The organism is Streptomyces sp. NPDC037100, from assembly GCF_055606225.1.
Genome location: NZ_JBVJSX010000002.1, coordinates 1 through 13,011, shown reverse-complemented (window position 1 = coordinate 13,011; position 13,011 = coordinate 1). Strand labels below are relative to the sequence as shown.

At 72.7% G+C, this 13,011-nt stretch carries 9 protein-coding genes and 1 pseudogene; 3 read left to right on the top strand and 7 right to left on the bottom strand.

The window, feature by feature from the left end; all coding sequences use genetic code 11:
- The first annotated feature begins 3 nt into the window (after nucleotides 1-3).
- A complete protein-coding gene (locus ACZ7EG_RS05120; protein WP_471072548.1) occupies nucleotides 4-2,235 on the top strand; it encodes a HelD family protein in 2,232 nt (743 codons plus the stop codon).
- A gap of 36 nt (nucleotides 2,236-2,271) precedes the next feature.
- Here ACZ7EG_RS05120 and ACZ7EG_RS05115 read toward each other — a convergent pair whose 3' ends face one another.
- The 3 genes from ACZ7EG_RS05115 to ACZ7EG_RS05105 form a co-directional block, all read right to left on the bottom strand.
- The gene (locus ACZ7EG_RS05115; RefSeq protein WP_471072545.1) at nucleotides 2,272-2,682 is read right to left on the bottom strand and encodes a hypothetical protein; all 411 of its coding nucleotides are present in this window, start codon (nucleotides 2,680-2,682) and stop codon (nucleotides 2,272-2,274) included.
- Nucleotides 2,679-3,143, bottom strand: a complete 465-nt coding sequence (locus tag ACZ7EG_RS05110) for a hypothetical protein (RefSeq protein ID WP_471074811.1) — start codon at nucleotides 3,141-3,143, stop codon at nucleotides 2,679-2,681. Before ACZ7EG_RS05110 ends, ACZ7EG_RS05115 begins: the two co-directional genes overlap by 4 nt.
- Before the next feature lie 97 nt (nucleotides 3,144-3,240).
- On the bottom strand, nucleotides 3,241-4,212 hold the full coding sequence (locus tag ACZ7EG_RS05105; protein ID WP_471072542.1) for a LysR family transcriptional regulator: 972 nt from the start codon (nucleotides 4,210-4,212) through the stop codon (nucleotides 3,241-3,243).
- 97 nt (nucleotides 4,213-4,309) lie between these two features.
- Here ACZ7EG_RS05105 and ACZ7EG_RS05100 point away from each other — a divergent pair, with 97 nt between their 5' ends.
- Nucleotides 4,310-5,230, top strand: a complete 921-nt coding sequence (locus ACZ7EG_RS05100) for a zinc-binding dehydrogenase (protein ID WP_471072539.1) — start codon at nucleotides 4,310-4,312, stop codon at nucleotides 5,228-5,230.
- Nucleotides 5,227-6,246, top strand: coding sequence for an alpha/beta hydrolase family protein (locus ACZ7EG_RS05095; protein ID WP_471072536.1), 1,020 nt, complete (start codon nucleotides 5,227-5,229; stop codon nucleotides 6,244-6,246). Before ACZ7EG_RS05100 ends, ACZ7EG_RS05095 begins: the two co-directional genes overlap by 4 nt.
- 37 nt (nucleotides 6,247-6,283) lie before the next feature.
- Here ACZ7EG_RS05095 and glgB read toward each other — a convergent pair whose 3' ends face one another.
- The 4 genes and pseudogenes from glgB to ACZ7EG_RS05075 form a co-directional block, all read right to left on the bottom strand.
- Entirely contained in the window at nucleotides 6,284-9,214 is a 2,931-nt protein-coding gene (gene glgB, locus ACZ7EG_RS05090) for a 1,4-alpha-glucan branching enzyme (protein ID WP_471072533.1), read from the bottom strand.
- A gap of 28 nt (nucleotides 9,215-9,242) precedes the next feature.
- The gene (locus ACZ7EG_RS05085) at nucleotides 9,243-10,685 is read right to left on the bottom strand and encodes a maltokinase N-terminal cap-like domain-containing protein (protein ID WP_471072530.1); all 1,443 of its coding nucleotides are present in this window, start codon (nucleotides 10,683-10,685) and stop codon (nucleotides 9,243-9,245) included.
- Nucleotides 10,686-10,886: 201 nt separating this feature from the next.
- On the bottom strand, nucleotides 10,887-12,587 hold the full coding sequence (gene treS, locus ACZ7EG_RS05080; protein WP_471072527.1) for a maltose alpha-D-glucosyltransferase: 1,701 nt from the start codon (nucleotides 12,585-12,587) through the stop codon (nucleotides 10,887-10,889).
- Nucleotides 12,584-13,011, bottom strand: a pseudogene (locus tag ACZ7EG_RS05075) (alpha-1,4-glucan--maltose-1-phosphate maltosyltransferase); the annotation flags it as partial. The gene treS and the pseudogene ACZ7EG_RS05075, both read right to left, overlap by 4 nt.

Genomic DNA, 13,011 nt, shown 5'->3' with positions numbered 1-13,011 from the left:
GAATTGCGACAGGAACAGGAATTCATCGACGGGTTGTACGCGCGCGTGGACGCGCTGCGCGGCGACGCCGAGACCTCCGTCGCGGACGCGCTCGCGCAGGGCAACACGCCCCAGCAGGCCAGACTCGAGCGGGACATCCTCGTCGCCGAGCGCTCCGGGCTGCTCGCCGCGCTGAACGCGGTGGACGGCTCCCTGTGCTTCGGGCGGATCGACCTCACCTCGGGCGTCACCCACCGCATCGGCCGCATCGGCCTGCGCACCGACGACGCCGAGCGCACCCCCGTCCTGATCGACTGGCGTGCCGATGTCGCCCGCCCCTTCTACCTGGCCACCGGTCACACCCCGATGGGCCTCAGGCGCCGCCGGCACATCGCCACCGACGGCCGCCGGGTCACCCAGCTGCACGACGAGATCCTCGACCTCGGCGACGAGACCCGCACCGGCCACGAGGACCCGACGGGCGACGCCGTGCTGCTCGCCGCCCTCAACTCGGCGCGCACCGGCCGCATGGGCGACATCGTGCAGACCATCCAGGCCGACCAGGACCGCATCATCCGCGCTCCGCACCGCGGCGTCATGGTGGTGGAGGGCGGCCCGGGCACCGGCAAGACGGCCGTCGCCCTGCACCGCGCCGCCTACCTGCTGTACGAGCACCGGGAGCTGCTCGCCAAGCGGGCCGTGCTGATCGTCGGGCCCAACCCGGCGTTCCTCGGCTACATCGGCGAGGTGCTGCCCTCCCTCGGCGAGACCGGGGTGCTCCTCGCGACCGTGGGCGAGCTGTTCCCCGGGGTGAAGGCGACCGCGACCGACACGCCCGAGGCCGCCGCCGTGAAGGGCCGCGCCGGCATGGCCGACGTCCTCGCCGAGGCCGTGCGCAGCCGGCAGGCACTGCCCGACCCCGTGATCGCCATCGAGCACGACCGCGAGGTCCTCATGCTCGACGACGGCCTGGTCAACATGGCCCGCGAACGCACCCGCGCCGCCAAGCTGCCGCACAACGCCGCCCGCGAGTACTTCGAGGGCCACATCCTCAACGCCCTCACCGACCTGTACGCCGAGCGGATCGGCACCGACCCCTTCGACGGGTCCAGCCTGCTCGACCCCAGCGACATCACGCAGATCCGCGACGACCTCGCCGAGAACCCCGAGGTGTGGTCGGCGATCGACCAGTTGTGGCCGCTGCTGACGCCGCAGCGGCTCGTCGCCGACTTCCTCGCCGCGCCCGAGGAGTTCCTCCCCGCCGAGGACGCCGACGCCGTACGCCGTCCGGTGACCCGGCACTGGACGGTCGCCGACGTGCCGCTGCTCGACGAGGCCGCCGAACTCCTCGGCGACGACGATCGGCTCGCCCGCGACCGCGCCGAGCGCGAGCGGCAGCGGCAGATCGCCTACGCCCAGGGCGTGCTCGACGTGTCCTACGCGTCCCGGACCTACGAGTTCGAGGACAAGGAGGAGGACGACCCCGAAAGCTCCGAGGTGCTGTCCGCGCACGACATCATCGACGCCGAGCGGTTCGCCGAGCGGCACGAGGAGGACGACCACCGCAGTGCCGCCGAGCGTGCCGCCGCCGACCGTACCTGGGCGTTCGGGCACATCATCGTCGACGAGGCGCAGGAGCTGTCGCCGATGGCGTGGCGGCTGCTGATGCGGCGCAGCCCGACCCGCTCGATGACGCTGGTCGGCGACCCGGCCCAGACGGCGGAGGCGGCCGGGGTCGGGTCCTGGTCGGGCATCCTCTCGCCGTACGTCGAGGACCGCTGGGAACACACCCGCCTGGGCGTCAACTACCGCACCCCGGCCGAGGTCATGGACGTCGCGGCGGCCGTGGTGCGCGCCGAGCACCCGGACTTCGAGCCGCCCAGCTCGGTCCGCTCGACCGGCGTACGCCCCTGGGCGCGCGCCACCGACGACCTCCCGGGCGCCGTCGCCAAGGCGGTCGAGGAGCTCACTCCGGCCGAAGGCAGGCTCGCGGTGATCGCGCCGCGCGACCTCCACCGCTCCCTCGCGGCCCGGCTGGACGGCGTCACGGCGGGCACCGAACCCGACCTGACCCGTACGGTGGTCCTGCTCGACCCGCGTCAGGCCAAGGGCCTGGAGTTCGACTCCGTCCTCGTGGTCGAGCCCGGCCGGTACGGCACGAGCGACCTGTACGTGGCCCTGACCCGGGCCACCCAGCGGCTGGGCGTGCTGCACACCGGGGAACTGCCGAAGCCCCTGGCGGAGGCGTTCGCGTAGCCGACCGGCCCCGTGCCCGGCCGGGCACGGGGCCGCCTACCGCAGGAGCGACACCGGATCCCGCAGGGCGTGCCACAGTCCGGCCGCGAGCGGGACGACCGTCAGGGCGAAGAAGACCCAGAACAGGAACTCGGCCCCGGGCGCCAGGTCGTAGACGGTGCCGTCCTCCCACAGGCAGTAGGCCCTCGGCGGAAACGGGGTGGAGACCCCGGACACCTGTCCGCTCCCGATGACACCCTCCCGGTACGGCTCCCGGGGGCAGGGAGCGGTCTCCGGGAACAGGACGGGATCGTCCGCCACCATGATGGACGCCCAGGTGAGAGCGCCGAGCGGCGCCGACCAGAAGACCGAGGTCTTCACCCACGGCGGCAGCAGCGGATGCACCAGCAGACCCTGCAGCGCGACCCGGCCGACCACCAGGACGGCGAAGACGGGAAGGAGCGTCATGGCCCCACGGCCGCTTTCCGGGCGCGCAGTTCGCTCGCGTAGCCCGCGGCGATGACCAGCAGGGCGGCGGTCAGGGCGAGGGACGCGCTCGCACCGTTCATCCACGCGTAGTCCGGATCGCTGGAGTAGGCGGAGCCGTCCTCACGGACGCAGTCGAAGCGCAGCGGCAGGTACGAGGACCGGTGGTGGCTCAGGCCCTCGACCGTGGCCGTGGCGAAGCCGTCGAGGCAGGCCGGGGCCGGGACCGAGGCCGCGCCCTCACCGAAGGCCTGCTCCGACGCCAGCACGGTGAAGAACCCCAGCGAGTACACGGAGGCCGCCGCCCACGCGGCCGTCGCCGCCGCACGGCGCATCAGATGCACCGGCCACGGCTCGGGCCGCCCGGGAAGCGCCATCGAGACGGCACCCGCCGCGGCGACGAGCGCGGAGACGGCACAGACCGCGGACAGACCGAGGCCCATCACCACGGCGGGACCTGCGAGGTGGAGACGGTGGTGTCCATGTGGCCACCCCACCAGGACCGAACTCGTCGGGCTGTGGTGGAAGCCACTCCTCCGGTCACATCCCTGTCACAGGGGACGGGCTCGACCCGCCCCGCTGCGCGGCCGCGTTCCCGGGCGGCTCGGGCAGCCAGTCGCGCGCCGGATCGTACTCCAGCCACCGGCTCCGCCCCGCCTCGGCGGCGAGGGCGGTGGTGAGGACGTCCAGTCCGGGGTGCCCGCCGTCGGCGCGCCACACCAGCGACCAGGCGTACAGCGGCGTGGGGTCGACCAGCGGAACGGAGCGCAACCCCGGTACGTCCGGCAGGGGCACGTCGGCGGGCAGCAGCGAGAAGCGCCGCGATTCCGCCGCCACCTCGGCGAGGAAGTGGGAGAGGCCCAGGTTGAGGGTGCCGGCCGTGGTGGGGATGCCGAAGCGCCGGGCGAACCGGTGGAGGAAGTCGAGCCGGTCCAGCGTCCCGGGTGCCCACAGCACGCCGCCGCTCAACTGCTCCGGCCGCAGGGCCGTTTCCGCCGCGAGCGGGTGGGCCGCGCCCAGCACGGCGTCCACCGGCTCCAGCCGCACCAGACGGTGCGCCAGCCCGGGGGGCAGCGGAGGGTGCACCCGGCCGAAGGCCGCGTCGATGTCGCCACGCAGCAGGGCCGCCGTCACCGACGGCAGATCACGCCCGTGCCCCAGCACCAGGTCACCGGCGCGGGCGGCGACCGCGGCCAGGGTCCGCATCGGGGCGTAGAGGTGGCCCCAGACGTCGACCCGCAGGGGCCGGTCCGTCCCCACGGCCGCCGCGACGGCCGACTCGGCCGCAGCCAGGGCCTGCCGGGCCGGCGCGAGGAAACGCCGTCCCGCCTCCGTGAGACCCACCGCCCGGCCGCCGCGCTGGAACAGCGTGGTGCCGAGCAGCGACTCGAGCCGCGCGATCCGCTTGGACAGCGCCTGCTGGGTGAGGCCGAGCGTGCCGGCCGCCCGCGCGAAGTGCAATTCCTCGGCGGCGCGTACGAAGGCCCGTACCTGCGCCATGTCGAGATCCATGGCTCCCCACCCTAGGCCTCGGGTGACAACCGAACGTTGTCGGTACCGCCTGTTCGTTGTTGGATCACGGGGCGGCCGCGGAGGTTGCATGTCCGGCATGCGAAGACTGATTCCCACGGGGGAGGCCGCCCGTCCGGTCGCCTTCGCCGAGGTCCCCCCGCCCATCCCGGAGCCCGACGAGGCGCTCGTCAAGGTCGAGGCGTTCGCGCCGAACCGGGGCGAGACGTTCCTCCTCGAACACCCCCGCCCGGGACTGCTGCCCGGCAAGGACATCGCGGGACTGGTCGTGCAGGCCGCTGCCGACGGCTCGGGTCCCGCCATCGGCACCCGCGTGGCCGGGCATCCGCCGCACGGCGGCTGGGCCGAGTACGCGGCGGTGCCCACGCACTCCCTGGCCGTTCTCCCGGACGGTGTCGACAGCGTCCGGGCGGCGGCCCTGCCCCTCGCCGGCATCACGGCCCTGCGCCTGCTGCGCACCGCCGGATCCCTGGCCGGCACGCGGGTGCTGCTCACCGGCGCCTCGGGCGGGGTCGGCCACTACGTCACCGAACTGGCCGTCGGGGCCGGAGCCGAGCTGACCGCGGTGACGGCCACACCGGAGCGCGGCGAGCGCCTCCGGGAACTGGGCGCGGATGTGGTGCACGAGGTGGCGGCGGCCCACGGGCCGTTCGACGTCGTGCTGGAGTCCACGGGTGGACCGGACCTGCCGGCGGCCCTCGCCAGGACGCGCCCGGGCGGCCTGGTCGTCTGGTTCGGCCAGGCGAGCCGCACCCCGGCGACCCTCGACTTCTTCGCACTCCTCGGCGGTCCCGAGCGCGTGACCCTCCGGCACTTCCACTACGCGGGCGCCCCCTACGGCCCCGACCTCACGACGCTGGTGCGCCTGGTGGAGCAGGACCGGCTGCACCCGGAGATCGGCCGGACCGCCGACTGGACGGACACCGCCGGCACGCTGATCGACCTGCGCGAGCGCCGGATACGCGGCAAGGCCGTCCTGCTGACGGGAGGAACCCGATGAACGCCCCCGAGTTCGCCGCCGCCCAGTGGACACGCGCCACCGGCGCGGGCGTCGACCCCCACGAGTACCGGCGCGTCACCGCCGCCCTCGCCTCCGTCGCCGACTGGGGGCCGTCCTTCTCCCGCACCGGACACGCCTGCGTCGAGCGCGCGGAACGGGCCGGATCGTCCGTCTCCGCCGGCGAACACCTGCTGATGGCGGCCCGGTGGTTCCACCTCGCCACGCTCGCCCCCCACGCGGAGGCCGACCATGCCGCAGCCGCAGCCGCAGCCGCAGCCGCAGCCGCAGCCGCGGACCAGGCCCTGGGCCGGGCGCTGACCGTGCTGGAACCCGGGGCGCGGCGCGTCAGCGGTACAGGCTTCACCGGCTGGCTGCGCGGCCCCTCCGACGCCCCCGGCATCGTGATCGTGATCCCCGGCCTGGACTCGGCCAAGGAGGAGTTCCTCGATCTGACAGCGGCGCTGCTCGCCAGGGGGCTCGCGGTGTTCGCGATGGACGGGCCCGGGCAGGGCGCCCTCGCGGCCACGACCACCCTCACCCGGCACTACGAGCAGGTCGTCACCCGGGTCGTCGACGCCCTCGGCGTCCCGCGCGTCGGGCTCGTCGGCCTCAGCCTGGGCGGCTACCACGCGGCGCGGACCGCGGCACTGGAGCCGCGCGTGGCGGCCGTCGCCACCGTCAGCGGCCCCTTCCGCCTCGACTGGGCCGAACTCCCCCCGACCGTGCGGGACATCATGGCCCGGCGGGCCGGAGGGACCGAAGCCGCCCGCGCTTTCGTCCGCCAGGTGGATCTCACCGGCCTGGCACCGCGGATCACGGCTCCCCTGCTGGTCGTGGACGGCGGCCAGGACGTCATCCCCGGGGTGACGAACGGCGAGCAGCTGGCCCGCCTGGCACCGCACGGCACCTACCTGCCGGTCCCGCACGGCGACCACCTGCTCGGCAACGCACGCGGCGACTGGCTGTTCCCCCTCGCCGACCACCTCGCGCACACGCTGACGGGAGCGGCTGCATGAGCCGCTCCCGTCCGCGCCCTGTCCCTTTCCGGACCCCTTACGCCGGCCGCAGCCACACCGTCGCCAGCGGCGGCAGCGTCAGCCGGATGCTGGCCGGGCGGCCGTGCCAGGCCAGGGGTTCGGGTTTGACCGGGTCGGGGTTGGTGACGTCGCTGCCGCCGTAGCGGGCCGCGTCGGTGTTCACGGCCTCGTGCCAGGCGGGGACGTCGTCGGGGACGCCCAGGCGGTAGTCCTGGCGGGTGACCGGCGCGAAGTTGGACACCGCCAGCACCGGGACGCCCTCCGGGTCCAGCCGCAGGAAGGCGAAGACGTTGTCGTCGGCGGCGTCCCCGACGATCCATTCAAAACCGGCCGGGTCGGTGTCCAGGCGCCACAGCGCCGGGGTGGCCCGGTACACGGTGTTCAGGTCGCGGACCAGGTCGCGTACGCCGCGGTGGTCGGGCTCGGCCCCGTAACCCGGATCCAGCAGCCACCAGTCGGGGCCGTGCGCCTCGGACCACTCGGCGCCCTGGGCGAACTCCTGTCCCATGAACAGCAGCTGCTTGCCGGGATGGGCCCACATGAAGCCGAGGTAGGACCGGACCCCGGCGCGCTGCTGCCACCAGTCGCCGGGCATCTTCGACACCAGGGAACGCTTGCCGTGCACGACCTCGTCGTGCGAGATCGGCAGCACGTAGTTCTCGCTGTACGCGTACACCATCGAGAACGTCATCTCACCGTGGTGGTACTTGCGGTGCACCGGCTCGTGGCTCATGTACTGGAGCGAGTCGTGCATCCAGCCCATGTTCCACTTCAGCCCGAACCCGAGGCCGCCGAAGCCGCTCGGCCCCTTGTGGTGGGTGGCCCGCGTGACACCGTCCCAGGCGGTGGACTCCTCGGCGATGGTGACCACGCCGGGCACCCTGCGGTACACGGTCGCGTTCATCTCCTGCAGGAACGCCACCGCGTCGAGGTTCTCCCGGCCGCCGTGCTCGTTGGGCGTCCACTGACCCGGCTCGCGCGAGTAGTCGAGGTAGAGCATCGAGGCGACGGCGTCCACGCGCAGCCCGTCGATGTGGAACTCCTCGCACCAGTACACGGCGTTCGCGACGAGGAAGTTGCGCACCTCGTTGCGCCCGAAGTCGAACTCCAGCGTGCCCCAGTCGGGGTGCGCCGCCCGCAGCGGATCCGCGTGCTCGTACAGCGGCCGGCCGTCGAACTCGGCCAGCGCCCAGGCGTCCCGCGGGAAGTGCGCCGGCACCCAGTCCATGAGGACGCCGATGCCGGCCTGGTGCAGCTTGTCGACCAGGTACCGGAAGTCGTCCGGCGTGCCCAGCCGCGCCGTCGGCGCGTAGAAGCCCGTCACCTGGTAGCCCCAGGAGCCGCCGAACGGATGCTCCGCGACCGGCATCAGCTCGACGTGCGTGAAGCCCAGGTTCTTCACGTACCCGGGGAGCTGCTCGGCCAGCTGCCGATACGTCAGACCCGGTCGCCAGGACGGCAGATGGATCTCGTACACCGAGAACGGCGCCTCGTGCGCGGGGACCTCGGCGCGCCGGGCCACCCAGTCGGCATCGCCCCACTCGTACTCCGAGGACGTGATCACCGACGAGGTCGCGGGCGGCACCTCCGTGCGGCGGGCCATCGGGTCGGCACGCATCGTCCTCGAACCGTCGGGCCGGGTGATCTCGAACTTGTACAGCTCGCCCTCGCCGATGTCCGGCAGGAACAGCTCCCACACCCCGGACGAGCCCAGCGACCGCATGACGTGACCGGTGCCGTCCCAGAAGTTGAAGGTGCCGGCCACGCGCACCCCGAGCGCGTTCGGCGCCCAGACCGCGAACCGGGTGCCGGTCACGCCCTCATGGGTCATCGGATGCGCACCCAGCGCCGTCCACAGCTCCTCGTGCCGGCCCTCGCCGATCAGGTGCAGGTCGAGGTCGCCCAGAGTGGGCAGGAAGCGGTAGGCGTCCTCGGTCTCCAGGACCGTGCCCTCGTACTCCACGATCAGCCGGTACGCCGGGACCTCCCGCAGCGGCAGCAGCCCCGAGAAGAACCCCTCCCCGTCGTCGTGCAGCTCGGCTCGCAGCTCCCCGGCGACGACGGTCACCGCCATGGCGTACGGCCGGAACGCCCGGAAGGCGACGCCGCCGGGCACGGGGTGCGCGCCGAGCACGGAGTGCGGGTCGTGGTGCGTGCCGCCGAGCAGCCGCCCCCGGTCCGCCGCGGCGACGGCGGGCGAGACGGCGACCTCCATGTCCGGCGGAACGACCTGGGCGGCAGCGGCCTTCTCGGCCGGGGCCTTCCGGGCCGGGGCCTTCTTCACCGCGCTCTTCTTCGGGAGGGTCTTCTCCGCGGGCGCCTTGGACGCGGTGGTCTTCTTCGCAAGGGCCTTGGCGGTGGTGGCCTTCTTCGCGGCGGCCTTCTTGGCGGGGGCCTTGGTGGCGGTGGCCTTCTTCGCGGCGGCCTTCTTGGCGGGGGCCTTGGTGGCGGTGGCCTTCTTCGCCGCGGCCTTCTTCGCGGGGGACGCGGCCGCCGGAGACTCGGCGGCCGCGGTCGCGGTGGTCCCGGCCGCCGTCGCCTTGACCGTCGTGGCCTTTTCGGCGGCGGTCTTCTTCCTCACGGCCGTCTTGGCCGCGGTCTTCTCGGCAGCGGTCTTCTTCACGGCCTTCCTGGCCGCCGTCTTCTTCGCGGCGGCCTTCTTCGCGACGGCCGCTGTCTCCGCCGTGGGCTGTGCGTCCGACGTCTTCTCGGCGGCGGCCTTCTTCGTCGCCGCCTTCTTGGCCGCCGTCCTGCCGACGGTGGTCTTGCCGGCGGCGGCCTTCTTGGCGGTCGCCTTGGCGGGGGCCGCCTTCTTCGCCGCTGCCTGTTTGGGCACCGCCGTCTTCTTCGCGGCGCTCTTCTGCTGGGCGGCCGTGGGCTGCTCGGGGATCTTCTCCCCGGCGGTCCCCTTGGGACGCGAACCGCTGGACTCAGGGCGGGGGGTCACGGGCGGAGCCTCCAGGGCGAGGGGTCGGTCAGGTCAGGTGGCCGGTCGAGGCGAGCCGGTCTATGGCGGCCAGGGGCACCGGCAGCCAGTCGGGGCGGTGCCGGGCCTCGTACACCACCTCGTAGATCGCCTTGTCCGTCTCGTAGGCACGCAGCAGCACCGGGTCGGTGCGCGGATCGCGGCCAGAGGCCTCCGCGTAGCCGGAGCAGTACGCGGAGCGGCAGGTGTCCGCCCAGTCCGGCTGGGGCGGGTCGGCCGAGCGTGCCGCGTAGTCGAAGGACCGCAGCATGCCCGCGACGTCACGCACCGTCGGCTGCGGCATGCGGCGCTCGGCCAGCGGCCGGGCCGGCTCACCCTCGAAGTCGATCAGCCGCCACTCGCCGGACGGCGAGCGCAGGCACTGCCCGAGATGCAGATCGCCGTGCACCCGCTGCGCGGTCCACGTGCGGCCCTCGGCGGCCAGATCGCCCAGCGCCGTGAACGCGGAGCGCAGCCCGTCGGCATACGGCCGCAGCGCGGCCACCGCCTGGACGGCCGCGTCCAGCCGCTCGATCATGCCGTCGACCATGAGCTGGAGCTGCATGTGACCGAGCGTGACGGTCGGCAACGCCCGGGCCAGCGCGGTGTGCACCTCGGCGGTGGCCCGCCCCAGTGCCCGCGCCGCGGCGCCGAAGTCCTCGCCCTTGGCCAGCTCGCGCAGCGCCAGCTCCCAGCCGTCGGAAGCGCCCTGCAGGAACGGCTGCAGCACCCCCAGGACGTACGGCTGGCCCGCCGGGTCCGCCGAACCCGACGGGACGACCGGGTCCGCCGTCGAGGAGATGTCCGCGACCATCCAGGCCGTCGGCGCGGGAACCCGGGGGCAGTTCTCCCGGGCCAGCGCGAGCGGCAGCTCCAGATCGGGGTTGACCCCGGGCACGATCCGGCGGAGCAGCTTGAGGATGAACGTATCTCCGTAGACGATAGACGAGTTGGACTGCTCGGCGGTCACCACGCGCGGCACCAGCCCGGAGCGGATGTCCTGGCCGGGGTCCCGTTCGAAGCGGAGCCGTCCGACCCGGGCCTGCGCGCGCAGCGCCTCCAGGAGCAGCTCGGCGGGCCGGGTGTCGTGCAGGGCGTCGTAGACGGTCCGGCCGGCCAGCGGCCCCGTCGGCACGTGTCCGATGAGCGCGGGCGCCAGCCGAGGCGGCAGCGCCTCGCGCACGCCTATCAGCAGCTGGTAGCAGTCACCGGGGTGGCCGGGCGCCCCGTGGGACGGCACGGCGGGCTGATGGGCGCGGACGAGCAGGTGGTACAGGCCCAGCTTGGACGTGGCCGGGAGCAGCTCGGTGGCCTCGACCAGCGTGAACCCGGTGACCGGCCGCCCCTTGCCCGCGAACCACCGCTGCCGCGGCAGCCACTCCCGCAGCAACGGGTCGAGGGCGGCAAGGAGGCCGGGCGGGGTGGTGACGGTGCGTGTGACGGCTTCCGACATGGCGTCGCGTCCTTTCACCCATTTGTGGTGCGCCTCCGGCGCCTTCGACCGGCCTCGGACGGCCTCGGACGGCGCCCCTCCGGCTCACGCGGGTGGGCGGGGTGTTACTGATGCGTGCCCCGGGCGGGGCGGAGGAAACGCCCCGCCGCCGGGGTTTGCGGCCCGCCCCGCGGGTCAGGCCTCAACAGGCCTTTTCAGGCCTCACATGGTCTCCTTGCGGAGCCTGAACCAGTAGAACCCGTGGCCCCCGAGGGTCAGCAGGTACGGCAGCTCGCCGATGGCCGGGAAGCGGACCCCGCCGAACAGTTCCACGGGGTGCCGCCCCTCGAAGGCGCTCAGGTCCAGCTCGGTGGGCTGTGCGAAACGGGAGAAGTTGTTCACGCACAGCACCAGGTCGTCCTCGTACTCCCGCAGGAACGCCAGCACGGCCGGGTTCGTCGAGGGCAGCTCGGTGTAGGAGCCGAGTCCGAAGGCCGGGTTCTGCTTGCGGATCTCGATCATGCGGCGGGTCCAGTGCAGCAGCGACGACGGCGAGGCCATGGACGCCTCGACGCTCGTGACCTGATAGCCGTAGACCGGGTCCATGATCGCGGGCAGGAACAGCCGCCCCGGATCGCACGAGGAGAACCCCGCGTTGCGGTCGGGCGTCCACTGCATCGGCGTGCGCACCGCGTCCCGGTCGCCGAGCCAGATGTTGTCGCCCATGCCGATCTCGTCGCCGTAGTACAGGATCGGCGAGCCCGGCAGCGACAGCAGCAGGGCCGTGAACAGCTCGATCTGGTTGCGGTCGTTGTCCAGCAGGGGAGCCAGCCTGCGGCGGATGCCGATGTTGGCGCGCATGCGGGGGTCCTTGGCGTACTCGGCCCACATGTAGTCGCGCTCTTCGTCGGTGACCATCTCGAGCGTCAGCTCGTCATGGTTGCGCAGGAAGATGCCCCACTGGCAGTTCGACGGGATCGCCGGGGTCTTGGCCAGGATCTCGGAGACCGGGTAGCGGGATTCGCGGCGCACGGCCATGAAGATGCGCGGCATGACGGGGAAGTGGAACGCCATGTGGCACTCGTCGCCGCCGCTCGGGTAGTCGCCGAAGTAGTCGACGACGTCCTCGGGCCACTGGTTGGCCTCCGCCAGCAGCACCGTGTCCGGGTACTGCGCGTCGATCTCCTTGCGCACCCGCTTCAGGAAGTCGTGCGTCTCCGGGAGGTTCTCGCAGTTCGTGCCCTCCTGCTGGTACAGGTACGGCACCGCGTCCAGCCGGAACCCGTCGATGCCCAGGTCCAGCCAGAACTTGAGCGCGGAGATCATCTCCTCCTGCACGGCCGGGTTCTCGTAGTTGAGGTCCGGCTGGTGGGAGAAGAAACGATGCCAGTAGTACTGCTTGCGGACCGGGTCGTAGGTCCAGTTGGAGGCCTCGGTGTCGACGAAGATGATCCGCGCGTCCTGGAACTGCTTGTCGTCGTCCGCCCACACGTAGTAGTCGCCGTAGGGCCCGTCGGGGTCCTTGCGCGACTCCTGGAACCACGGGTGCTGGTCGCTGGTGTGGTTCATGACGAAGTCGATGATCACGCGCATGCCGCGCTGGTGGGCGGCGTCGACGAACTCCACGAAGTCCGCGAGGTCGCCGAACTCGGGCAGGACGGCCGTGTAGTCGGAGACGTCGTAGCCGCCGTCGCGCAGCGGTGACTTGAAGAAGGGCGGCAGCCACAGGCAGTCGACGCCCAGCCACTGGAGGTAGTCGAGCTTCGCGGTCAGGCCCTTGAGGTCTCCGACGCCGTCGCCGTTGCTGTCCTGGAACGAGCGGACGAGCACCTCGTAGAAGACGGCGCGCTTGAACCACTCGGGGTCACGGTCCCTGGCCGGAGTGTCCTCGAAGGTGTCCGGAACGGGTTCGTTGACGATCATGTTGTGGGTGACCCTCCGATCTCCGGGGTGGACGGTCGCAGGACCGTGAAGACGTGCGCGGGCCGGCGGCCCGGTTCGAGGCGCACATAGTTGGTCCTGCCCCAGTGGTAGATCTCGCCGGTGAGCTCGTCGCGCACCGGCACCGGCTCGTGCCAGTCCAGGCCGAGTTGCGGCATGTCCAACGAGACCGTGGCCTCCTGGGTGTGGTGGGGGTCGAGGTTGGCGACCACCAGAACCGTGTTCGAACCCTTCCGCTTCGAGTAGGCGATCACCGCCTCCTGGTCGGCATGGTGGAAGTGGAGGTCGCGCAGCTGCTGGAGGGCCGGGTTCTCCCGCCGGAGGGTGTTGAGCCGGGTCAGCAGCGGGACGATGGTGCGGCCCTCGCGTTCGGCGGCCTCCCAGTCGCGGTGCCTGATCTGGTACT